General features: G+C 68.6%; 20 protein-coding genes and 1 pseudogene. 11 read left to right on the plus strand and 10 right to left on the minus strand.

Annotated elements, in window-relative coordinates; translation table 11 throughout:
• Positions 1–2: 2 nt before the first annotated feature.
• A complete protein-coding gene (accB, locus tag IFJ75_RS06160; RefSeq protein WP_207931737.1) occupies positions 3–518 on the minus strand; it encodes an acetyl-CoA carboxylase biotin carboxyl carrier protein in 516 nt (171 codons plus the stop codon).
• Positions 519–539: 21 nt separating this feature from the next.
• Positions 540–1,013, minus strand: a complete 474-nt coding sequence (gene aroQ, locus IFJ75_RS06165; RefSeq protein WP_207931738.1) for a type II 3-dehydroquinate dehydratase — start codon at positions 1,011–1,013, stop codon at positions 540–542.
• Between the two features lie 107 nt (positions 1,014–1,120).
• Between aroQ and thiS the strand changes: the two genes are divergently transcribed.
• The 3 genes from thiS (at position 1,121) to IFJ75_RS06180 (ending at position 3,923) form a co-directional block, all read left to right on the plus strand.
• Positions 1,121–1,318 (plus strand): sulfur carrier protein ThiS, encoded by a 198-nt coding sequence (gene thiS, locus IFJ75_RS06170; RefSeq protein ID WP_207931739.1) that lies wholly within the window; start codon positions 1,121–1,123, stop codon positions 1,316–1,318.
• 43 nt (positions 1,319–1,361) lie between these two features.
• The gene (locus IFJ75_RS06175; protein ID WP_207931740.1) at positions 1,362–2,162 is read left to right on the plus strand and encodes a thiazole synthase; all 801 of its coding nucleotides are present in this window, start codon (positions 1,362–1,364) and stop codon (positions 2,160–2,162) included.
• A gap of 63 nt (positions 2,163–2,225) precedes the next feature.
• Entirely contained in the window at positions 2,226–3,923 is a 1,698-nt protein-coding gene (locus IFJ75_RS06180; RefSeq protein ID WP_207931741.1) for a hypothetical protein, read from the plus strand.
• Positions 3,924–3,929: 6 nt separating this feature from the next.
• Here the strand turns inward: IFJ75_RS06180 and IFJ75_RS06185 are convergent, their stop codons facing one another.
• The 3 genes and pseudogenes from IFJ75_RS06185 to IFJ75_RS06195 form a co-directional block, all read right to left on the minus strand.
• Positions 3,930–4,715 carry a thioredoxin domain-containing protein gene (locus IFJ75_RS06185; protein ID WP_207931742.1) on the minus strand — a complete coding sequence of 262 codons (786 nt, stop codon included), beginning with the start codon at positions 4,713–4,715 and terminating at the stop codon, positions 3,930–3,932.
• A 19-nt stretch (positions 4,716–4,734) separates the two neighbouring features.
• A complete protein-coding gene (locus IFJ75_RS06190; RefSeq protein WP_404822075.1) occupies positions 4,735–6,213 on the minus strand; it encodes a M48 family metalloprotease in 1,479 nt (492 codons plus the stop codon).
• Between the two features lie 121 nt (positions 6,214–6,334).
• Positions 6,335–9,036, minus strand: a pseudogene (locus IFJ75_RS06195) (Rne/Rng family ribonuclease).
• A gap of 509 nt (positions 9,037–9,545) precedes the next feature.
• On the opposite strand from IFJ75_RS06195, the gene IFJ75_RS06200 reads away from it, so the two are divergent.
• The 8 genes from IFJ75_RS06200 to IFJ75_RS06230 all read left to right on the plus strand — a co-directional run bounded on the left by IFJ75_RS06200 (position 9,546) and on the right by IFJ75_RS06230 (position 19,436).
• On the plus strand, positions 9,546–10,676 hold the full coding sequence (locus tag IFJ75_RS06200) for an N-acetylmuramoyl-L-alanine amidase (protein ID WP_263973027.1): 1,131 nt from the start codon (positions 9,546–9,548) through the stop codon (positions 10,674–10,676).
• Entirely contained in the window at positions 10,610–10,771 is a 162-nt protein-coding gene (locus IFJ75_RS19930) for a hypothetical protein (RefSeq protein WP_263973028.1), read from the plus strand. The genes IFJ75_RS06200 and IFJ75_RS19930 overlap by 67 nt, the downstream gene beginning before the upstream one ends.
• Positions 10,772–10,824: 53 nt before the next feature.
• Positions 10,825–11,590, plus strand: a protein-coding gene (locus IFJ75_RS06205) for an IS5 family transposase (RefSeq protein WP_207931743.1) whose coding sequence is annotated in 2 segments (ribosomal slippage) — positions 10,825–11,153 and positions 11,152–11,590 — 768 coding nt in all. Because the reading frame shifts where the segments join, the coding sequence is not laid out codon by codon here.
• 67 nt (positions 11,591–11,657) lie between these two features.
• Positions 11,658–12,368: an exonuclease domain-containing protein gene (locus tag IFJ75_RS06210; protein ID WP_207931744.1), complete on the plus strand. Its 711-nt coding sequence runs from the start codon at positions 11,658–11,660 to the stop codon at positions 12,366–12,368.
• 102 nt (positions 12,369–12,470) lie between these two features.
• Positions 12,471–14,300 (plus strand): methyl-accepting chemotaxis protein, encoded by a 1,830-nt coding sequence (locus IFJ75_RS06215; protein WP_207931745.1) that lies wholly within the window; start codon positions 12,471–12,473, stop codon positions 14,298–14,300.
• 91 nt (positions 14,301–14,391) lie between these two features.
• Entirely contained in the window at positions 14,392–16,809 is a 2,418-nt protein-coding gene (locus IFJ75_RS06220; protein ID WP_207931746.1) for a penicillin-binding protein 1A, read from the plus strand.
• 138 nt (positions 16,810–16,947) lie between these two features.
• A protein-coding gene (prfB, locus tag IFJ75_RS06225; protein ID WP_207931747.1) for a peptide chain release factor 2 occupies positions 16,948–18,070 on the plus strand; the annotation gives its coding sequence in 2 pieces (ribosomal slippage) (positions 16,948–17,016 and positions 17,018–18,070; 1,122 coding nt in all).
• Positions 18,071–18,230: 160 nt separating this feature from the next.
• Positions 18,231–19,436, plus strand: a complete 1,206-nt coding sequence (locus IFJ75_RS06230) for a tetratricopeptide repeat protein (RefSeq protein WP_207931748.1) — start codon at positions 18,231–18,233, stop codon at positions 19,434–19,436.
• Between the two features lie 65 nt (positions 19,437–19,501).
• On the opposite strand, the gene IFJ75_RS06235 is transcribed toward IFJ75_RS06230, so the two are convergent.
• The 5 genes from IFJ75_RS06235 to tyrS form a co-directional block, all read right to left on the minus strand.
• Complete coding sequence (locus tag IFJ75_RS06235; protein WP_225897019.1) at positions 19,502–20,083, minus strand: bactofilin family protein; 582 nt, start codon at positions 20,081–20,083, stop codon at positions 19,502–19,504.
• The gene (locus tag IFJ75_RS20080; RefSeq protein WP_318781103.1) at positions 20,067–20,285 is read right to left on the minus strand and encodes a M23 family metallopeptidase; all 219 of its coding nucleotides are present in this window, start codon (positions 20,283–20,285) and stop codon (positions 20,067–20,069) included. The genes IFJ75_RS06235 and IFJ75_RS20080 overlap by 17 nt, the downstream gene beginning before the upstream one ends.
• Positions 20,282–21,187 carry a M23 family metallopeptidase gene (locus IFJ75_RS06240; protein WP_318781078.1) on the minus strand — a complete coding sequence of 302 codons (906 nt, stop codon included), beginning with the start codon at positions 21,185–21,187 and terminating at the stop codon, positions 20,282–20,284. Before IFJ75_RS06240 ends, IFJ75_RS20080 begins: the two co-directional genes overlap by 4 nt.
• A 214-nt stretch (positions 21,188–21,401) precedes the next feature.
• A complete protein-coding gene (locus IFJ75_RS06245) occupies positions 21,402–21,878 on the minus strand; it encodes a peroxiredoxin (protein ID WP_207931749.1) in 477 nt (158 codons plus the stop codon).
• A complete protein-coding gene (tyrS, locus tag IFJ75_RS06250; protein WP_207931750.1) occupies positions 21,878–23,134 on the minus strand; it encodes a tyrosine--tRNA ligase in 1,257 nt (418 codons plus the stop codon). Before tyrS ends, IFJ75_RS06245 begins: the two co-directional genes overlap by 1 nt.
• Positions 23,135–23,191: the final 57 nt, after the last annotated feature.

Genomic DNA, 23,191 nt, shown 5'->3' on the forward strand with positions numbered 1-23,191 from the left:
TCTTACGCCTCGAGCAGGACGAGGGGTTCGCCGTATTCGACGGGCTGGGCGTCGCCGACCAGGATTTCGGCGACCACGCCGTCGCGCGGGGCCTGGATGGGGTTCATGGTCTTCATCGCCTCGACGATGATCAGGGTCTGGCCCTTTTTGACCTTGTCGCCCGGCTGGACGAACGGCGGCGCCTCGGGCGAGGCTTGCAGATAGGCGGTGCCGACCATCGGCGACTTCACCGTCTCGCCAGCCTTGGCGGCGGGAGCAGCGGCAGGGGCGGCGGCGGCGGGAGCAGCGGCGGCGGGCGCGGCGGCCGGGGCAGGAGCGGCGTGGGCGACCGGGGCGGCGGTGTATTGCATCACCGGGGCGGAGACGACCTCACGCGCCACCCGGATGCGCAGCTCGCCGCGCTCGACCTCGATCTCCGTCAGGGAGGTGTCGTTCAGGATGTCGGCGAGCTGGCGGACCAGGGTCGCGTCGATCTCTTCGTTCTTGAGCTTGGCAGGGGACGATTTCGGATCGGCCATGGGTTCTCTCGAGCCTTCTTTTTAATCTTTGGACGAACGGGCGGGGGCCGCTGCGCGTTCCGCAGCCAGCTTCACCGCGGCCTTGACGGCCAGTTCGTAGCTTTGCGGGCCGAAGCCCGCGACGACGCCGGTCGCGACCAGCGAAACATAGGTCTTGTGCCGGAATTCCTCGCGGGAGGCCGGGTTGGACAGGTGACATTCGATCACCGGGATCGACAGGGTCTTCAGCGCGTCCAGCAGGGCCACGGAGGTGTGGCCATAGCCGGCGGGGTTGATGACCAGGACCGAACCCTCGGTGCGGGCCTCGTGGACCCAGTCAATCAGTTGGCCTTCATGGTTGGACTGAAGGAAAACGACCTTCGCGCCTTCCGCGGCCTTCTCGCAGAGCGCCTGAACGTCCGCGAGGGTCTCGTGCCCATAGATATCCGGCTCACGCACCCCGAGGAGGTTGAGATTCGGACCGTTCAGGACGTAGATGACGGGCGTTTCGGGCATTACCTGCGGTGTTGCTCCAGGCGCGGGAACGCCCATGAATCGGGCGGCCTTTTAACTGACTGACGGCGCAGGTCAAAGCGACCCGCGCGAAAGGCTGACGTAGCGGTATGCGCATTCAAGTCAACGGAGATACGAAAGACGTCTCTGCCACCACAGTTCTGGCTCTGGTCGGCGAACTGGGTCTGGACCCGCGCAAGGTCGCCGTCGAGCGCAATCTCGAGATCGTGCCCCGCTCGCTCCACGCTGACACCGCCCTCGCCGAGGGCGACCGCATCGAGATGGTGATCTTCGTCGGCGGGGGATGAATCGCGGGTTCCGTTTCGGGCCCCGGAGGCCTAGATCAGGCGCATGAACGCGCACGCTCCTATCGCCACCGAGACCTCCGACACCTGGACCGTCGCCGGCCGCACCTTCTCCTCGCGGCTGATCGTGGGCACAGGCAAATACGCCGACTACGCCCAGAACGCCGCCGCCGCCGAGGCCGCGGGGGCCGAGATCGTGACCGTGGCCCTGCGCCGGGTGAACCTGTCGGACCCGACCCAGCCGATGCTGGTCGACTATGTGAAGCCGGACCGCTTCACCTTCCTGCCCAACACCGCCGGCTGTTTCACCGGTGAGGACGCCGTGCGGACACTGCGTCTGGCGCGCGAGGCCGGGGGCTGGAACCTGGTCAAGCTGGAGGTCCTGTCCAACACCGCCCACCTCTATCCCGACATGGTCGAGACGCTCAGGGCGCTCGATATGCTGGTCAAGGACGGCTTCGACGTCATGGTCTACTGCACCGACGACGTGGTCATGGCCCAACGGCTGGAAGAGGCCGGCGCCGCCGCCATCATGCCCGCCGCCGCCCCGATCGGCTCGGGTCTGGGGCTTCAGAACGCCGTCAACGTCCGGTTGATCGTCGAGCAGGCCAAGGTGCCGGTTCTGGTGGACGCGGGCGTGGGCACGCCATCAGACGCGGTTCTGGCCATGGAACTGGGCTGCGACGCCGTCCTGATGAACACCGCCATCGCCGGGGCCAGGGATCCGATCCTGATGGCCAGTGCGATGAAGCACGCCGTCATCGCCGGGCGTCAGGGCTATCTGGCCGGCCGCATGCCGCGCCGGATGTACGCCGATCCGTCGTCGCCGCTCGCCGGTCTGATCTAGGCTTTCCCGTTGGCCTGACGCTGTTTTTCCGTCAGGGTGCTCCCGGCTGTTCGGGAGGCGACGATGCGTTTGAAACTTCTGGCTTTCACGGTGGCGACATTGGCCCTGATCGGGCCCGCCGCCGTCGCCGACGCCACGGCCGACAAGGCCATGCTGGACGCCATCGACGACGCCCCACAGTGCGGCAAGGTCGGCTCGGCCATGACCACGGCGCCGGTCGCCGACATGGTGCTGGTCGACGGCTTCGGGGACGAAGGCTACGCGGTCGACGCTAAGCCCGAAGCCCAGGTCTGGTTCAACCAGGGCGTCCGCCTGCGCTGGGCCTTCGAACACACCGAGGCGGTGCGCGCCTTCCGCAAGGCCCGCGCCCTCGACCCCACCTGCGGCATGTGCGCCTGGGGCGAGGCCTGGGCTCTCGGGCCGAACATCAACGGCGGCGGCAATGACGACGCCTCGATCGCGGCGGCCCTGACGGCGGCGCGTGAGGCGCGGCGGCTGGCCCGCGACGCCTCGCCCATGCAGAAGCAGATGATCGACGCCCTGATCCAGCGCTACTCGGGCCGCAAGGCCACGCGCGCCACCCGGTTTGCCCGCGGCATGGACCGGATCGCCCGCGCCCATCCCAACGACATCTCCATCGCCGCCATCACCGCCGACGCCTGGATGCTGAGCATCGACGGCGATCCGTGGAAGAAGGACGGCACGGCGGCCTACCCCGAGACGACCCGCACCATGGAGATTCTGGAGCACGCCCTGGCGGTCAAACCGGACGATCCCGGCAATATCCACCTCTACATCCATATGACCGAATGGTCGGCGGACCCGCACAAGGCCATTCCCTATGGCGAGAAGCTGGCCCTGCTGGCCCCGAACGCCAGCCATCTGGTCCATATGCCGTCGCACACCTATTACCGCGTCGGCCGCTACATCGACGCCATGCGGGCCAATGTGAACGCCGTGGCCCTGGACAAGCGGTATGAGCAGATCGCGCCGCGTCCGGGCGGGATCGCGGGCGGCATGCCCCTGCACGGCCACAACCTGCATTTCGGTATGGGCGGCGCCCTGATGGCCGGCGGGGCGGAGGAGGGGCTGGCCCTCGCCGACGGCTTCCTGGCCACCTATCCGGACATTCCGGCGACCAACGCCTGGCGCCAGATCATGGCCAATGACGCCTATGCCCTCTACGGCCGGTTCGGTTCGCAGGAGGCGGTCGCGGCCCTGAAGGAGCCGCCGGCCTCAAACCCGCTGCTGCGCATGAGCTGGCGCTACGCCCGGGGCGAGGCCGCCGCGCGCCGTGGCGATGTCGAGGCCGTCACGGTCGAGGCCCGGGCCATCGCCGAGTTGCGGCAGGCCATCCCGGACACCGCGCCCCAGGCGAAGGACGTCAAGGACTTCATCGAACTGTTCCAGAAGGTGCTGGAGGGCCGCGCGGCCATGATCACCGGCGACCACCCCGCGGCCGTCGCTGCCTTCACCCGCGCCGCCGCCATCCAGGCCCAGGACGACGAGGGCGGCGATCCGCCCGCCATCTGGTATCCGACCCGTCGCAGCCTCGCCGCCGCCATGCTGGCCTCGGGCGACGCCGCCGGGGCCAAGGCGAAGATCGAGGAGCTCCTCAAGGACTGGCCCGCCGACCCCTATAGCTACTTCGTCCTCGCCGAGGCCGAGAAGGCGCTGGGGAACACCTCCGCCATGGACGCCGCCCTCAGCCAGTCCCGCGCCCAGTGGATCGGCGGGCGGATGTATCTGGCGCTGGCCTAGGTCGGCCTACTTCGCCTTTTCGGCATTGATGATCTGGGCCAGACCCGCCGGGTCGTGGGTGGGCGAAGCCTTGCCGTTGATGAAGAAGGTCGGGGTGCCTTCGATCGTCAGATTGGTCGCATCGACCCGGACATTGGTCACGATCCGGGCAGCCTCGGCGCTGCCGACCGGGCCCGTCACGCCGTTGGCCGCCAGGATCCGGTCCACGGCCTGGGGCGTCAGGGCGCGCTCGGCCATCAGGGCCTGATGCACGGCCAGATACTTGCCCTGGGCCTGGGCGGCCAGCGCCGCCTGGGCGGCATAGCGCGAGGTGATCCCTTCGCCGTGGTCCAGGATCGGCCATTCCTTGAAGATGAAACGCACGTCCGGATTGGCCTGCATCAGCCGCAGGAAGTCCGGGGCCACCGCCTTGCAGTAGGGGCATTGGTAGTCGAAGAATTGCACCACCGTGACCTTGGCGTCGGCCGGGCCAAAGGCGGGCTCGCCGGCCGCGGCGCGCAGGGCGCCGGGATGGGCGGCGGCGGCGGCGTTGACCCGGGCCTGCTGGTCGTTCTGCTGCTGGACCTGATAGGCGACCTGGGCCTCGGCCAGCACTTCGGGGTGGTTCAGCAGATAGGCGCGGACCTGGGATCCAAAGAGGCCCGGCACGACATAGGGCGCGGCCGCGAAGCCGAGGGCGACGACCGAGACGCCGAGCGCCAGCATGCTACGGCCGGTCAGCCAGCGCGACTTCAGCGTGGGCGTTTCGGCGGGCGCGGCGGCGGGTTCGGGCGCGGGAACGTCGTCGGTCATGAAGGCTCGTCTTTGGAGGTCAGGTGGTCGGCCGGTTAGCGGCCGGCAGGGTCGCCGTGGAAGGCGGCGGCTCGATGATCGGGCCCTGGCGGCGCTGCTGGCGCCGGTCCAGGTCCTGGATGTCCTGATCGGTCGCGCCCGAGGCCAGGACGATGTCGACGGCGCGCCGCCATTCGGGCGAGGTGCGGTCCAGCAGCGGGCGGGCGCGCAGGGCGAACTGGGTGGCCTGGTCGGTGTCGCCGGCGGCGAACCAGTATTCGGCCGAGGCCAGGCGCGCCTGACCCTCCTTGCCCTGGCTGGAATAGGCCTGGGACAGCAGGCGCCAGGCCATGGTGTTGTCCGGCTCGCGCGCCACGGCCCGCTTCAACTGGTCGATGGCCGGGTCCAGATTGGCCGGGTCGTTGGTCTCGATCAGGGCGTGGGCCAGGTTGATGCGCAGCAGCGGGGCGTCGGGATTGAGCTCGACAGAGCGTTGGTGCGCCGACAGGGAATCGCCCGGGCGGCCGTCCTCGAACAGGATCTGGCCCTTCAGCTCCCACAGATACGGATCGTTCGGCTTTTCGGTCAGCAGGGCGTCGACGCCCTGGATCGCCTTGTCGGTCTGGCCGTCGCGATAATAGCCGATGGCCCGGGCGTAGCGGCTGGGGAAGTCCGTCGCCGAGGCCGGATAGTCGCGCAGGGTCTGGCTGGGCGGATCCATGAAGGCGTGGATCTTGGCCACGATCAGGGCGTGATCGGCCAGCCGCTCGGGGCTGTCCTGATGCCCGTAGTGGGGCGCGGCCTCGACCGGACGGCGCAGGGCCTCGATCCGGTCGCCGGACAGGGGGTGGCTGCGGAAATAGGGATAGCGTCGCGCGTCGGAGAAGACCTCCTGCGAGCGGAAATTCTCGAAGAAATCGACCAGCCCCTTGCCGCTTTCGCCGGCGGCCTCCAGCGCCCGGGCGCCCGACACGTCGGCCTCGCCCTCCTGGCTCTGCATATAGCGCAGGGCGCCGAGAGTGCCGAAATACTGGCTGTTGGCCATCAGCATGGCGCCCGCGCCCGGCTGACCCACGGCTACGGCCAGGGCGCCCAGGGCCATGCTCATCAGGAAGGGCTGCATGCCCGCGTTCTGGACGCCGTCGCGCAGCAGGTGGCGGTTCTTGATGTGCCCGGCCTCGTGCGCCATCACGCCCAGCAGCTCGTTGGGCGTGGTGGTCTGTTCGATCAGGCCGGTGTTGATGCCCATGATCCGCCCCTTCAGGGCGAAGGCGTTCAGGGTCGGGTCGTTGATCAGCAGGACCTCGACCTCGTCGGGGTTCAGGCCCATGGCGACGAAGACCGGATCGGCCCAGCCGCGAATGATGCCCTCGATCTCGGTGTCGCGGATGGCGCTCTGGGCCGAGGCGGGCCCGGCGACGCCGAAGGCGAACACGGCCGCCGTCGCCGCCGCGATCAGACGCGAAACAGCCTTGCGAGAAGGCCGGAAGACAGAAGCGAGGCGAACAAGGCCGTTCAAGATGCGCTCCCCGTGGCCGCATGGGCGGGCCGGATGGCTGGACTGGAGCGCGACGGTCGCCGGGATCGGTGTCCGTTTTGCGGCTGACGCGCTCCAGTCCTTGTCATCTAGGCCCTGCGGCTCAGCGGCGCCACCATCCGCGCTTGGGCTTCTCGGGCGGAGCCGCGATCTGGTTCGGATCGGCGGCGATGATCGCCGACAGATCGGCCTCGGGCGTCGGGGCGGGCTTGGGCTCGACGACAGTGGCGGGGACGGGGGCGGCGGGGACGGGCGTCGTCTCCGGCTCGGGCTCGGCGATCAGGGCCTCGACCTCGGCGCGTTCCTCGATGGCTTCCACCGGGGTGACGTCCAGCTCGACCGGCGCGCCGATCGGCTCGGCCTCGTTGGGCTCCACGCCGGTGTCGAGATCGACCTCGGTGGTCGCGGCCGAGGCGCTGGCCGGCTTGCGGCGCACGCGGCGGCGTTGCGGCTCGGCGGGGATGACCGGGGCGTCGGCCTCAACGGCCTCGCCCTCGACCATCACGGCCATGGGGGTGTCGGGCGAGCCGTCGGCGGGCATGCCTTCGTTGGTGGCGCGGGCCTCGACCTTGACCTCGTGGGTCAGGCCGCCCCGATCGCCGCCACGGCCGCGACCGCGACGACGGCGACGCGAACGGCCGCCTTCACGCTCGCCGCCGGCTTCGCCCTCGGGACGTTCGCCGACGCGTTCCTCGACGTCGGAAGCGACGCCCTCGGCGCGAACGCCATCCTGAGCGGGCGCTCGCGGGGCGCGGGGTTCGGGGTTGATCGGGTCGAACCAGACGTAGGGGTCGTCCAGCGACGGGGTGCGGCCACGGACCCAGAAGAAGGCGCCGCCGCCCGAAACGTCGCCGTCCTCACGCACGCGGCGACCGCCACGGCGACCGCGACGACGGCGACGGCCGGCCTCGCTGTCGTCATCGTCGTCGTCCGAGGACGGGGCAGGGCCCCCTCGGCGTAGCTGGCGGAGGATTCCTCGTCGCGGCGACCGCCACGACGGCGCTTGCGGCCGCGACCGCCGCGGTTCTCGACTTCCAGACGCGTGCGCGGCTCGTCGTCGTCGGTGTCCTCGCGCTCGAGGTCGTCCTCGTCCTCGTCGTCGATGATCTCGTCGTCGTCCTCGTCTTCGTCGTCGAAGACGTTGTCGTCGAAGCCGTCGTTGAGCAGGTCGGCCAGGGCGATGGTCGGCTCTGCGGCGACGAAGTCCTCATTGGTCTCGGTGCGCTCGATGGCGCTCTCGCCCTGACCCAGGCTGTCATCGATCTGGATGATCACGGCCAGACCGCGCGCGGCCTGCAGGCGCTGCAGATAGTCGCGCTTGTGGTTCAGGATGTAGAGGGCGACGGCGGTCGAGACGCGCAGGTTGATCGAGCCCGCGCCGTTCTTGCCGGCCTCGATGTCGACGGCGCGCAGCACCATCAGGGCGGCCGATTCCGCCGAGCGGACGCGGCCGGCGCCCTGGCAGTGCGGGCAGACCTCGGTCGCGCCTTCCAGCACGCCCAGACGGCGGCGCTGGCGGCTGATTTCCATCAGGCCGAAGCTGGAGATCTTGCCCATCTGGATGCGGGCGCGGTCTTCCGACAGGGCGTCCTTCAGGATGCGCTCGACCGTGCGGTTGTTCTTCGATTCATCCATGTCGATGAAGTCGATGACAACCAGGCCGGCGAGGTCGCGCAGGCGCAGCTGGCGGGCAGCCTCGACGGCGGCCTCGCAGTTGGTCTTGAACGCGGTCTGCTCGACGTTGCGTTCCTTGGTCGCGCGGCCCGAGTTGACGTCGATGGCCACCAGGGCCTCGGTCTGGTTGATCACCAGATAGCCGCCGGACTTCAGGGTCACCACCGGCTGGTGGATGCCCGTCAAGACCTCTTCGATGCCATTGGCCGCGAACAGGGGTTTGGAGCCCTGGTACAGGTGCACCTTCTTGGCCTGCGAGGGCATCAGCACCCGCATGAAGTCGCGCGCTTCCTTGAAGCCCTCGACGCCCTCGACCTGGATGCCGTCGAAATCCTTGTCGAACATGTCGCGCACGGCGCGGCGGACGAGGTTCTCTTCCTCATAGATCAGCGACGGGGCGTTGGAGGCCAGGGTGGTCTCGCGGATCGTCTCCCAAAGACGCAGCAGATATTCGTAGTCGCGCTTGATCTCGGCCTTGGTGCGCTTGGCGCCGGCCGTACGGATGATCAGGCCCATGCCGCGCGGTACGTCCAGGGCGGCGGCCGCGGCCTTCAGGCGCTTGCGGTCCGAGGCCTGGGTGATCTTGCGCGAGATGCCGCCGCCCTTGCCGGTGTTGGGCATCAGAACGCAGTAACGGCCGGCCAGCGACAGCCAGGTGGTCAGGGCCGCGCCCTTGGCGCCGCGCTCGTCCTTGACGACCTGGACCAGCAGGATCTGACGGCGGCGGATGACGTCCTGGATCTTGTAGCGGCGCATCAGGCGGCGCTTCAGACGCTCTTCCTCGGCCATGCCGCCTTCGGATTCGTCATCCGAATCGCGGGCGTGGTCGTCGGCGTCGTCCTCATCCGAGTTCGCCTCGGCCATGATGGCTTCGCGGTCGGCGGTCGGGATCTGGTAGTAGTCGGGGTGGATTTCGTTGAAGGCCAGGAAGCCGTGGCGATTGCCGCCGTATTCCACGAAGGCGGCCTGCAGGCTGGGCTCTACGCGCGTAACCTTGGCGAGATAGATATTGCCGCGGAGCTGGCGCTTGGTTTTCGACTCGAAGTCGAATTCCTCAACCTGGCGTCCGTCCACGATGGCGACGCGGGTTTCTTCCGCGTGCGCCGCATCGATAAGCATGGTCTTTGACATTGAAGGAGTCTCTCTGGCGCGCTCTGCCGGATCCTGTGGCCTTGGCCTTCAGGTCTGTGGCGGCTCGCCGAATGGGATTGCAGGCCAGGGCGAGCGTCTTCCCGTCGAGAAACTCGACGACGGCCGTCGATGGCCGGGTGGGAGCGCAGGCGAAAAGGCCCATGGGGTTCAGTCGGTCCTGGGGTCGTTCGCGCCAGAAAGAAAGGCTGCGAGGGGGCCCCGGTCTTCGGCTCCCGGGCTCTACGCCCCGGATCCTCGGATAGGTTGAAAGTCAGCGCCGGCGAGGTCGACGCGCCGGGACCGATCGGATCGCAGGATCAGAAGGGAAGGGCGCGAACACTCCGCGAGCAGATAAAGCATAGGCATCCCGGACGGGAATGAAAAGGCTTGGGCTTCAGGCTAACGAAAAGCCCGTGGCGCTTAACCCATTCCAAACTCCCCTCTGGCATCCTGTGCTTAACAAAGAAGGTGGGTTTCCCGTCAGAATGCACGGTCGGTGGATGTCTCAAATGGCCCGGTGGGGCGCGCGTGAGTGGGCGATGACGGCGATGGCCTTCGTCGTCATCTGCGCCGTGCTGTTCGCCGGCGGCCGCGGTCTGGCGGCGGGCTCCGTCGGCGATGTGCTGGGCGTCCGCTTCGGCGGCGACGGTGAGCGCACCCGAGTGGTCATCGACCTCGGCGCCTCGGCCCAGGGTCGTGTCGTCGAGACCGGCGCCGGCGGCCAGGTGGTCCTGACCCTCAGCGGCGTCGCGCCGCGCTCCACTCTAGATGGGGACGGTTCGGGCCTGGTCAACGCCTTCGTGGTCAATCCGGTCGGGACCGCCTCGCGCGTCGAGCTGTCCCTGGCGCGCAACGCCCAGATCGAACGCCGCTTCCTGCTGCCGCCCGGCGACGGGGTGACCAACTATCGCTATGTCATCGACCTGCGCGCCACCGGCCCCGTCCGCACGGGCGGGGTCGCCAACGGACCTCGCCCCGGCGCGCCGCGTCAGGCCCCGCGTCCAGAGACCCGCCGCGCCGACAAGCCGCTGGTGGTCATCGACGCCGGTCACGGCGGCCACGATCCGGGGGCTTCGGGCGCCAACCGTCACGAGAGCGAGCTGACCCTCGCCGCCGCCCTGGCGCTGAAGTCCGAGCTGGAGGCCACGGGCCGCTACCGCGTGCTCCTGACCCGCACCAACGACACCTATGTCGATCTCTATCAGCGCGTGCGCATCGCGCGCCGGGCCGACGCCGATCTCTTCATCTCCCTGCACGCCGACGCCGGGGCAGACCCGGCCACGCGCGGCGCCTCGGTCTATACCCTGTCCGAACAGGGGGCGAGCCGGGCCGTGCGCGAGGTCACCCGCAGCGACAACTGGCACCGCGACCTGCACCTGCCGGGCCGCGACCCCTCGGTCGACCGCATCCTGCTGGACATGACCCAGCGCGCCACCCAGAACCGTTCGGCCCAGTTCGCCCGCGTCCTGCTGACCCATATGGAAGCCGCCGACCAGCCGCTGCTGCGCCGTAGTCACCGCGACGCCGGTCTGGCCGTGCTGCTGGCGCCGATGTGCCCGCCGTCCTGCTGGAGATGGGCTTCATCACCAATCCCGACGACGAGCGCGCCCTCGGCGACGCTTCCAGCCGCCGCCGCCTGATGCACGCCGTCGCCGAAGGCATCGACCGCTACTTCCGCGAGCCGAGCGCGCCCCTGCAAATGGCCTCAGCCAGTATGGCGGCGGGCCAGCCCTAGGTTCTGAACCCATAAAGGTCTGAGGGATTCGAGGTCTTCGGAAGGAGACGTCGATGGCGCGATACGATCTGAGCGAAACGGAGTGGCGGCTGATCCAGCCGTTGCTTCCGAACAAGCCCCGCGGCGTGGCCCGCGTGGACGACCGTCGGGTGATCAACGGCATCTTCTACATTCTGAGGACGGGTTCGCCCTGGCGTGACCTGCCGGGTCGCTACGGGCCGCACACGACGGTCTACAATCGCTTCAATCGGTGGGCCAAAGCAGGCGTCTGGGTGCGGGTGTTCGAGGCGCTGTCGGCGGCGTCGCCGGGTTCGATGCACCTGATCGACAGTTCGATCATTCGGGCCCACCAGCACGCCGCCGGTGGAAAAAGGGGGCCCGGATCACGCCATCGGCCGATCTCGTGGGGGACTGAGCACCAAGATCAACGCCCTGGTCGATCAGGACGGATTGCCGCTCAGGATCACCCTCTCGGCCGGCCAGGCGTCCGACAAGGCCGCCGTCGAGGAACTGATCTACGGCCTCAAGCCCGCCAAGGCGCTCGTCGCCGACAGAGGTTACGACGCACAGGCCGTCATCGATCTGGTCCGCTCTCGCGGCGGCTGCGCCCATATCCCGACCCAGAAGGATCGCAAGGTCCAGCGCTCCGTCGATCCCGCCATCTATCGACAGCGCAACGTCGTGGAGCGCTACTTCTGCAAGCTCAAGCACTTCCGCCGCGTCGCCACACGCTTCGACAAACTGGCCCGCAACTTCCTCGCCGCCGTACTGCTGGCCTCAACCCGCCTGTGGCTCAGAGCTTATGAGTCCACGACCTAGGCCGACCCTGACAGCAGACGTCCGCTCCTGACGTGGGCAAGGCCGTTTGACGGCCTATATTGCCGCCATGCGTCTTAGAGTCGTCGATCTGGAAACCACCGGCGGGGACCGTACCTCCGAGATCATCGAGGTCGGCTTCGTCGATGTCGTGCGGACCAATGAAGGGGATGGGGAGGGGTGGAAAGCCCTGCCGCCGGTGTCGAAGCTGTTCCGCCCGCGCGGCGAGATCTCGTTCCATGCCATGGCCGTGCACCATCTGACGCCCGACCATTTCTGCGCCGACGACCCGCACTGCGACGAATACAAGCTGCGCGAGATGTTCGCGGAACCCGCCGACGTCATGGTCGCCCATTCCGCTCGGTTCGAGCGCGCCTTCATCGCCGATACCGCGCACGGCGGCCTGCCATGGATCTGTACGGTGCGGTCGTCGAAACAGGCCTGGCCCGAGGCGCCCGGCCATTCCAACCAGGTGCTGCGCTACTGGCGGGGTTTCAAACTGGACCCCGCCCTGGCCGATCCGGCGCACCGGGCCGGCCCTGACGCCTGGGTCACCGCCCACATCCTGATGGACTTGCTGAAGGAGCACAGCGTCGAACATCTGCTCAAGTGGTCCAACGCCCCGCGCGACATCGCCACCGTCCCCTTCGGCAAGCACCGCCGGAAGCCCTGGTCCGAGGTGCCGGACGACTATCTGCGCTGGATGGCGGCCCAAACCGACATGGACATCGACGCCGTCGCGGCGGCGAAAGGCGAGATCGCGCGTCGAAAGGCGGCCTGATCGGCGTCGCGTTAAGGAATATTACCTAGTCGTGGCTTAGGTCTGGCTTCAGCGGCGGTGTCTAGCTTTGCTGCACCAGCGAACAAGTGAGTCGGGCGTTCAATGCACAAGGCAATGGGATCTCTGTCGGGCCGGGTCGCCCTGATGATCGTGGCGGGGCTCGCCGCCCTGGGCATCCTGCTGACCGTGACGACGTCCTGGCTGATGACCGAAGACGCCATGGCGCGCGCCGCCGAGCGTCAGGAATCCAACATGCGGGTCGCCTGGGACGTCCTGGGCCAGTACGGCACCGACTTCGACGTTGCCGGCGGCCGGATGACCGTCGGCTCCACGGCCCTGAACGACTTCTTCGCACCCGTGGACAAGATCAAGACCCTGGTCGGCGGCACCGCCACCATCTTCATGGGCGACACCCGGATCACCACCAATGTGAAGAAGCCGGACGGCAGCCGCGCCATCGGCACCGCCCTGGCCAAGGGGCCGGTCTATGACGCCGTCCTGACCCGGGGGCAGTCCTATCGCGGTCGGGCGGACATTCTCGGCAAGCCATTCTTCGTCGCCTACGACCCGATCAAGAACGTGCGGGGCGATGTGATCGGCGTCCTCTATGTCGGCATCCCCGAAGCCGAGTTCATGAAGTCGGTCACCGACACCCGCAACGCCCTGATGGCCATCGGCGGCGTCTTCACCCTTCTGGCCACCCTGATCTGCCTTCTGGCCACGCGCCGGCTGCTCAAGCCGCTGGAAGGCCTCGGCGCCTTCATGCACCGGCTGGCGGGCGGCGCGACGGACGTCGCCACGCCCTGGGCCGACCGCCGCGACGACATCGGCCAGATGGCCCAGGCCGTCGAACGCTTCCGCGTCGCGGCGCTCGATCGCGAACGTCTGGCCGTCGAGGCGCAGGAAACCCGCGCCGCCACCGAAGCCGAACGCGCCGCCGTCAGCGCCGACAAGGCCCGCGAGGCCGCCGACGACCACCATCTGATCGAGGTTCTGGCCGAGGGCCTGGCCGCCCTGGCCGACGGCAATCTGACCTATCGCATCTCGACCCCGGTCGCCCCCAAGGCCGAGCGGCTGAAGCAGGACTTCAACGCCGCCGCCGCCACCCTCGGCGAGGCCCTGGGCGCGGTGGCGGGCGCCGTGGACGAGATGCAGAACGGCGCGGGTGAGATCACCACCGCCGCGGACGACCTGTCGCGCCGCACCGAACAACAGGCCGCCGCCCTGGAAGAGACCGCCGCGGCCCTGGACCAGATCACCGCCACCGTCCGCTCCACGGCCGAGAGCGCCGGCAAGGTCGCGGGCGTGTCGAACACCGCCATGGACGCCGCCCGTGCGGGCGGAGAGGTGGCGCAGGACGCCAACACCGCCATGACGGCCATCGCCGCCAGCTCGCAGCAGATCAGCCAGATCCTGGGCGTGATCGACGAAATTGCCTTCCAGACCAACCTTCTGGCCCTCAACGCCGGGGTCGAGGCGGCGCGGGCGGGCGACAGCGGTCGCGGCTTCGCCGTGGTCGCCCAGGAAGTCCGGGCCCTAGCCCAGCGCTCGGCCGAGGCCGCGCGCGAGATCAAGGCCCTGATGACCGAATCCGGCCGGCACGTGGACGTCGGCGTCAAACTGGTCGATCAGACGGGCTCGGCCCTGAGCGCCATCGCCGCAGAGGTCGATCAGGTCCGTGTCCTGGCCGCCGAGATCGCCGCCTCGGCGCGCGAACAGGCCAGCGGCCTGCAGGAGGTCAACACCGCCATCAACCAGATGGACCGCGTGACCCAGCAGAACGCCGCCATGGTCGAGCAGTCGACCGCCGCCAGCCACATGCTGGCACAGCAGTCGCGCGAGCTGGCCGATCTGGTCGCCCGCTTCGAGCTGGATCGCGCGGCTCCGGCCCGCAGCCATGCCACAGGCCGCGGCTATTCGCGGGCCGCCTGAGGCTTTTAGCGCCCCCGTTCGTCGATGACTGTTTGCGCTGACGGCGACGCGGGCTAAACCCACCTCTGGGGAGTTCCCGTCGGAGTTTGCGGTGAAGGTTGCGGAGCGCTGGTTCGTGTGGGCGGGCATCGGCCTGCTGGGCGCTATTGCGCTGGCGGGACTGGTGGTCGCCATCTATGCGGCCTGGCTGTTCCATGACCTGCCCGACGCCTCCGAACTGGCCGACTACCGCCCGCCGACCGCGACGCGCGTCTATGCCGGCGACGGCACCCTGATCGGCGAGTTCTCGGACGAGCGGCGCATCTATGTGCCCTATGAACAGATCCCACAGCAGGTCGTGCACGCCTTCATGGCGGCCGAGGACAAGAATTTCTTCCAGCACGGCGGTATCGACGTGTCCGGCCTGGGCCGGGCCATGTTCAAGAACGTCTTCAACTTCGTCTCCGGACGGCGTCTGGAGGGCGGCTCGACCATCACCCAGCAGGTCGCCAAGAACGTCCTCCTGACCAATGAGTCGACGGTGGGCCGCAAGCTGAAGGAGGCCATCCTCTCCAGCCGCCTGGAAGCGACCCTGACCAAGGAACAGATCCTCGAGCTCTATCTGAACGAGATTTTCCTCGGCTACCGGTCGTATGGTGTGGCCTCGGCGGCCTACAACTACTTCGGCAAGTCGCTGCAGCAGCTGACGCCGGACGAGGCGGCCTTCCTCGCCTCCCTGCCCAAGGGACCGAACAACTACCATCCCAAACGCCACCCGGGCGCGGCCAAGGGCCGGCGCGACTGGGTGCTCGGCGAGATGGAGCAGAACCACTGGATCACCGAGCAGCAGATGATCGACGGCCGCGCCCGGCCCCTGATCACCCAGGACGCTCCCAAGCGCGCCCAGTACGCCGACGCCGACTTCTTCGTCGAGGAAGCCCGCCGTCAGGCCCTGGCCAATACCGACATCGGCGACCAGCTGAACGCCGGCGGCTTCTATATGCGCACGACCCTTGACCCGACGCTCCAGACGGCGGCCCGCGACGCCCTGATGACCGGGCTCGAGAACTATGACCGCCGCCACGGCTGGCGCGGCGCATGGGGCACGACCGACTTCGCTGACGGCTGGCAGGCCCAGGCCCTGAAGAAGACCACCCCGCCCGAACGCCGCGCCTGGCAGGCCGCCGCGGTAACCTCGGTTTCGGGCAACAGCGTCTCGATCGTCACCGCCCGCGACGGCGATACCGGCAGCCTGATCGTCGCCGACGCCGCCTGGGCCAACGCCAATCGCCAGCTGCGCCGCGGCGACCTGATCTTCGTCGAGAAGAAGGGCGGCCAGTACGCCCTGAAACAGATCCCGGCCGTCAACGGCGCCCTGGTGGCCATCGAACCCCAGTCGGGCCGCGTCCTGGCCATGGTCGGCGGCTATTCCTACGCCCTGTCCAGCTTCAACCGCGCCACCCAGGCCGAGCGCCAGCCCGGCTCGGCCTTCAAGCCGATCGTCTACGCCACCGCTCTGGAGACTGGCGACTTCACCCCGGCCTCGGTCGTGCTGGACGCCCCGATCAGCTTCGCGGGCGGCGCCAACGGCGGCCGCTGGACGCCCGAGAACTATTCGAAAGAGTACTACGGCCCCTCGACCCTGCGTCGCGGTCTGGAGCTGTCGCGCAACGTCATGACCGTGCGCCTTGCCTCGACCATCGGCATGCCGCGCATCATCGACCTGGCCAAGAAGATGGGCGTCTCCAACAGCCTGCAGCCCAATCTGTCGGTATCGCTGGGGGCAGGGGAGACCACCCCCTATCGCCTGACCGCGTCCTATGCCGCCTTCGTCAACGGCGGCCGCCGGGTTGATCCCTATCTGATCGAGATGGTCCAGGACCGGAACGGCGAGACCATCTATCGCGCCGACCGCCGCCAGTGCCGTGAGTGCGATCGCGGCTTCAGCGGCCAGCCGTCGCCGCGTCTGGAGCCGCGCGGGACCCAGGTCATCGACCCGATCACCGCCTACCAGATTTCCTCCATGCTGGAAGGCGTGGTCCAGCGCGGCACCGCAGCCAGCGCGCGCGGCCTCGGCCGCTGGATCGGCGGCAAGACCGGGACGACCAACGACTACCGCTCGGCCTGGTTCGTCGGCTTCTCGTCCGACATCGTGGTCGGGGTCTTCATCGGCTTCGACGACAACCGCTCGCTGGGCTCCGGCGAAACGGGCGCGGCCACCCCGGTGCCGATCTTCACCGACTTCATGCAGCGCGCCCTGCGCGAGCGTCCGGCCCGGCCCTTCGTGCGTCCGCGCAACGCCGTCTTCCGCACGGTCAACGGCATCGAGGAAGCCTTCCGCCCCGGCACCGAGCGCGCCCGCAACGACCAGGCGCCGGATCCGAACGCCCCCGTCGGTCCGCTGAACTACAATGACGTCATCCGTCAGGAGCAGCAGAACGTGGGTCCCGCCATCCCGAACCTGCCGGCCCAGTCGGCCCCGCCGCCGCCGCAGAAGCCGCCGGCAGAGGATCTGAGCGGACTGTACTGAGGTCAAAGGGTCGAGGGTCGAGGGGCGAGTCAGGCTTCTTTCGACCCTCGACCCTCATCCCTCGACCCTGTTCTCCCTTTCCCTTTCCCCCGGCGCGCTCTATGTCCGCGCCTCACTTGTGTATCGCCGGAGATTGCGATGAGACCGGATGTCGAGGCCATGAAGGCCGACATCGAGCAGAGCGTCGCTCTGCTCAGGAGGCGTCTTTGACTGGGATGTCGCCGTCAGAAAGCTCGATGAGCTGAACGCCCGGGTCGAGGACCCGACCCTGTGGGACAAGCCCGACGAGGCCCAGGCCGTCAGTCGCGAGCGCGCCCAGCTCGAAGGCAAGATCAACACCGTCAAGGAGATGGTCCGCGACCTGGAGGACGGCGTCATGCTGTCCGAAATGGCCGACGAGGAGGGCGATGAGGCCACCCTCGAGGAGGCCCGCGCCCAGCTCAAGGCCATCAAGGACCGTGCCGCCCGCGCCGAGCTGGAGGCCCTGCTGTCCGGCGAGGCCGACGGCAACGACGCCTATCTGGAAGTGAACTCCGGCGCCGGTGGCACCGAGTCGAACGACTGGGCCGGCATGCTGCTGCGCATGTACACCCGCTGGGCCAAGGCGCACGGCTATGAGGTCGAGATCGAGGCCCTGGAAGACGGCGAACAGGCGGGCGTCAAATCGGCGACGGTCCTGATCACCGGCCCCAACGCCTATGGCTGGCTGAAGTCGGAATCGGGCGTCCACCGCCTGGTCCGCATCAGCCCCTATGACGCCGCCGCCAAACGCCACACCTCCTTCGCCTCCATCGGAGTGTCGCCGGTCGTCGATGACACCATCGAGATCGACATCAATCCGTCGGACGTGCGCACCGACACCTATCGCGCCTCCGGCTCGGGCGGTCAGCACATCAACAAGACCGACTCGGCCGTGCGCCTGACCCATATCCCGACCAATACGGTGGTGGCCTGTCAGGCCGGCCGCTCCCAGCACCAGAACCGCGAGATGGCGTGGAAGATGCTGCGCGGCCGTCTGTACGAGCTGGAACTGCAGAAGCGCGAGGCGGCTGCCCAGGCCCTGGCCGACGCCAAGACCGACATCGGCTGGGGGCACCAGATCCGCTCCTACGTCCTGCAGCCCTATCAGATGGTCAAGGACCTGCGCACCGAGGTCGAGACCTCGGACACCGCAGGGGTTCTGGACGGCGACCTCGACGCCTTCATGGGCGCGGCCCTGGCCCAGCGGGTCGGCGAGACCCGCGGCTCGTCGGTGGACTAAAAGAGAAAGGGCCCGGAGCGATCCGGGCCCTTTTGCCTTTCGGGGGGGGGGGCAGGCTCCCGGAGTGGACAGGCTTCACCGATTGCCGGACTATCGCGGCATGGGGCTGTCGTGTTGTTCGTGCGGGTACAGGTCGGGGAACCGCGCCGTCTTCCGGCCCGTGAAGCGCAACCTGTTCGGCCTGCGCCGCTGGCTGTGTTTTGGATGCCGGCCCGTGCCCAGAGGCCGGTTCGGGCTGGAGAGCCTCGTCGTGTCTGGCCTGATGGTGTTGGCGGGAAGCGCGATTCTGGCGGCAGGCGCCGTGCTGGAACCGTTCGGCTATATCCTCGTGGCCTGGGGCGGCTTCATCCTCATGGCCCCGGTCACACTCGCCATTCATGAGCTGGGCCATGCCGGCGTCGCCGCCTTGCTGGGCCGGCGCGTCTATCAGATCAACATCGGCACGGGCCGCGCCTTCGGGGCCTTCAGCATAGGCCTCACCCGTCTGGCCTTCGGTCGCGATCTGGGCTTCGGATATGTGATCCAGATGCCCTTGAAGACGGCCAGCCGTGCGGGAGACATGGCGGTCTTCGCGGCGGGGGCGGCCGCGAACCTCGCCGTCGCCGGGGTCATGCTGTGGCTGGTGAACGGAGCGCCGCACTGGGGCGGCGTCCCGGCCGCCCTGACGCTGGCGTCGCTGTTCTCGAACCTCATCACAGGGGCGATGGCTCTGGTTCCCCGGACCTATGCCTTCGAGGGGCAGGCCCTGGTGTCGGACGGGCGACAGTTGCTTCATCTGCTTCTGCGGCGGCGCGCGGCCGTGGACTGGGGCCCGCTTCACGACGCCTACCAGGCTGTGTCCCTCGCTCAGGCGAAGCGTTGGTCGCAAGCCGAGGCCAAGTATCGGGACGCCTTTGCCCGCTACCCCGACCAGCCCGGCTTCCTCGGCGGGCTGATGCACATCCTTCCCTTCTCAAAGGATCATGAGGCGGCCAGAGCCTGCGCCGAGGCGCATGAGGCCTTCCTGCGGCCGGAGCGCGAGGTCGCGGCCCCGATGGCGGTGAGCTGGGGCTATGCCTGGGGGATGGCGGCCTGGTCGTTCGTCCGGTCCCCGATCGGGGATTTGGCCGCGGCCGACCTCTATTCGCGGCGAGCCCTCGACCTCGACAGTCTGCCCCATCCGCGCGCCATTCGGGGCGCGCTGCTGGCCCGCACTGGCGAGCCCGAACGCGGGCTTGCCGAGATGGTGGAGAGCTTCAGGACCTTGCCCAACCCCGGCGACCAGCTGGAGTTCTGCGACTTCATCATCGCCCACGGGCTGGAAAGCGCCGATCTGAAGACGCCCGACTTCGAGGACTATGCGGTCCACCTGCGCAAGCTGACCTAGACGCGACAAACAGAAAGGGCCCGGATCGCTCCGGGCCCTTTTTGCTGTCTGCCTGTCGCCAGCCCTCAGAAGCTCGGGATCTGCGGCTTCTCCTCGACCGGCAGGGGCGGGGCGCTGAAGGCGTCGGCGGTGGGCGCCGGAGCGGGCGTCGGGGCCGGAGCGGCGGCGACGGGAGCGACGACAGGAGCCTGCGGACGGCTCTGCAGCACGCGGCCCTGGAAGTAGGCGCCGATGTCGATCGACAGCTGTTCGGCGGTGATGTCGCCGTCGACATAGGCGGTCGAGACCAGCTTGACCTGCTTGCCCGTGACGCCGCCGACGATGCGGCCGCGCACTTCGAGATAGTCGGCGCTGACATTGCCCTCGACGGCGCCGGTCTCGCCGACGATCAGGCGGCCGACGCGGATGTCGCCCTTGACCGCGCCGTCGACCTGCAGGTCGCCGCCGCCGGTGACCGTGCCCTCGAACTGCAGGTCCGACGACAGGGTCGACAGGCCGCGCGACGAGATCGACGGGGCGGGAGCCGGGGTGGGGGCGCTGGTCATGGGACGTCCTGGCGAAGGCAGATCCGGCAGCGGCGGGATCGGCGCAGGGATCGGCCGGGTCTGGCCGGGAGCGGGCGTGGCGGGCTTAGTCTTGTTGAACAAGTTGATCTCCTGCTCTGAGGAAGCGGGCGGGGTTCTGGGCACGACCGTTGACCCACACCTCGTAGTGCAGATGAACGCCCGTGGAGCGGCCGGTGGTTCCCATCGCGCCGATCCGCTGGCCGAGCGCGATTGGCTGGCCGGGCTTGACGGCGATGGAGTTCAGATGGGCGAACCGGGTCTTGAAACCGTGCCCATGGTCTATCTCAACGGTGTTGCCATACCCTGAACGAACGCCCGTAAAGAGATGACGCCGGGGGCCGTCGCATAGATGGGGGTGTTCAAGGGGGCGGCGAAGTCCTGGCCCTGATGCAGGGCGGGACGGCCGTTGAAGGGGTCGAAGCGGACGCCGAAGCCCGAGGTCGTGCGGGCCTGGGTCGGGCGGGCGAACGGCAGGCCGTCGGCGACGTCGGCCAGCCGGCGCATGTCGTTCAGATTGTCGGCGGCGTTGCGGATGCGGATGGCGAAGCCTTCGTCGACGTCCAGAATGGCGGCCAGGGCGCGCGGGTCCTTGGCCTCGACCAGCGGGCCGCCGAGGCCGGCGCCCTGGACCACATAGGCGGCGGGATTCAGGCCGGCCAGGCGGAAGGCGAGGCGTAGCCGCTCGGCGCGGGTCTGGGCGAAGGCCTCGGCCCTGGCGATCAACCGGTCCTGATCCAGCCGCACGGCCATGACGCGCTGGACGGGCGAATGGTCGGCGGCGCGGAGCGGGGTGGCGGGCTTGAGCGCGCCCTGCGCCCCCGGCACCCCGTGGAACATGGACATCACGCCGGTCAGGGCCGCGTGGCGGTGCTCGACCATCTGGGCCATCTCGTCCAGCGAGCCGTTCGTCGCCGACATCCGCACCACGGCGGTCTCAAGACGGGCCTGAAGGTCGGCGTTGGCGCGTTCGGAGGCGGCGCGGGCGCGCACGACCTGGCTGTCCGCCTGGGTCCGGGCCACGACATCGAAGAGGAAGCCGCCCGAGGCGACCAGGGTCCAGCCGACCGCCAGCGCCGCGACGCCGGCCATGATCATCTGGCGTCCCGTCGTCAGCACATAGCCCCGAACATCGCCGTTGCTCTCGCGCAGATAGAGACAACGTTCGGGGAATAGGCGTTCGATCAAGGAGCGCCTGACCACTCCTGTGTCTTCCTGCATTGTAATCACGCCCCCACGCTTACGGGGACACTTATCCGGGAACAGAGGCAGGACGGCAACAGCGTTCACGCGTTGTTAACCATCATTGTGCGCTGCAACGCCTGAAACGAATCTAGGGCAGGCCCAGATTCGCGCGATTGGGGTATTGTTGCAGGGGCACAGTCTGCTTGCGGGGCCGAGGTCAGGCGGGACGCAGTTCCTTGGCGGCCTCGAGCACGGCGGCGGCGTGGCCCTTGACCGAGACCTTGCGCCATGTGCGCCGCACAACTCCGGCTTCGTCGATCAGGAAGGTGGCGCGTTCGATTCCCATATAGACGCGGCCGTAGAGCTGCTTCTCGCCCCAGACGCCGTAGCCTTCCGTGACCGCGCCGGTCTCGTCCGAGCCCAGGACGACGCCCAGCGCCGCCTTGGTCTTGAACCGGTCCAGCTTCTTCACCGGGTCGCGGGAGACGCCGATGACGACGGCGTTCGCGGCGGCGAACTGGTCGCCGAGGGCGGTGAAGTCCTGGCCCTCGGTCGTGCAGCCGGGGGTGTCGGCCTTGGGGTAGAAGTAGAGGACCACGGTCTTCCCATTCAGCCCTGCGAGCGAGATCGCCCCGCCGCCGTCGACAGGCAGGTTGAACGCGGGGGCAGGGGCGCCTTCGGTGATCTCCACCATCAGACGGGCCTGACCAGGACGATCTTCTTCTTGCCGGCGGCCAGCTTGATCACCCCGTCGGCGTTGACGTCGGAGACCTCGATCAGGCGGGCCCCGTCGGCGATGGCCTCGTCGTTCAGGCGCAGGCCGCCGCCCTGGGCCAGGCGCCGGGCCTCGCCGTTCGATGCAGTCAGGCCGGCCTTGGTCACGACGGCGGCGACCATGGCCCCGATCACTTCGTCAGACGCCAGTTCGACGGTCGGCAGGTCGGCCGACAGCTGACCCTTCTCGAAGGCGCTCTCGGCGGCCGCGCGAGCGGTGGCGGCGGCCTCCGCCCCGTGCAGCAGGGCTGTGGCGGCGTCGGCCAGCGCCTTCTTGGCGTCATTGATGGCGGCGCCTTCCAGCGCCTCCAGACGGGCGATCTCGTCCAGCGGCAGGTCGGTGAACAGGCGCATGAACTTGCCCACGTCGCCGTCCTCGGCATTGCGCCAGAACTGCCAGTAGTCGTACGGGCTCAGCTGTTCGGCGTTCAGCCAGACAGCGCCCTGCGCGGTCTTGCCCATCTTGCCGCCCGAGGCTGTGGTCAGCAGCGGCGTGGTCAGGCCGAAGGCCGACTTCTGGTCCACGCGGCGCACCAGGTCGACGCCCGAGACGATGTTGCCCCACTGGTCCGACCCGCCCATCTGCAGGGTGACGTTGTGGCGGCGGTTCAGCTCGAGGAAGTCGACCGACTGCATCAGCATGTAGTTGAACTCGAGGAAGCTCATCGGCTGCTCGCGCTCCAGCCGCAGCTTGACCGAGTCGAAGGCCAGCATCCGGTTGACCGTGAAGTGGGTCCCGTACTCGCGCAGGAACTGGATGTAGCCGTACTCGGACAGCCAGTCGTCGTTGTTGATCAGGATGGCGTCGGTGGGCCCGTCGCCGAAGGTCAGGAAGACCTCGAACACCGACTTGATGGAGGCGATGTTGGCGGCGATGTCGGCGTCGGTCAGGTGCGGGCGCGAGGTGTCGCGGCCGGTCGGATCGCCGACCTTGGTCGTGCCGCCGCCGATGATGACCACGGGCTTGCCGCCCGCCTGCTGCAGCCGGCGCAGCATCATGACCGAGATCAGATTGCCGACGTGGAGGCTCTTCGCCGTCGCGTCGAAGCCGACATAGCCGACCACGATCCCGGCGGCGGCCGCCGCATCCAGCTCGGCCGGATGGGTCACCTGATGGATATAGCCGCGGTCCTGCAGCGTCTTGAGGAAGTCGGACTTGAAGGGGGTATCGGTCATGGCGGTTCCGTTAGCAGGGGAGCCGACGGGCGTCATCCGTTTCCGGAAGGGGCGCGC

The organism is Brevundimonas goettingensis (assembly GCF_017487405.1).
GTDB lineage: Bacteria > Pseudomonadota > Alphaproteobacteria > Caulobacterales > Caulobacteraceae > Brevundimonas > Brevundimonas goettingensis.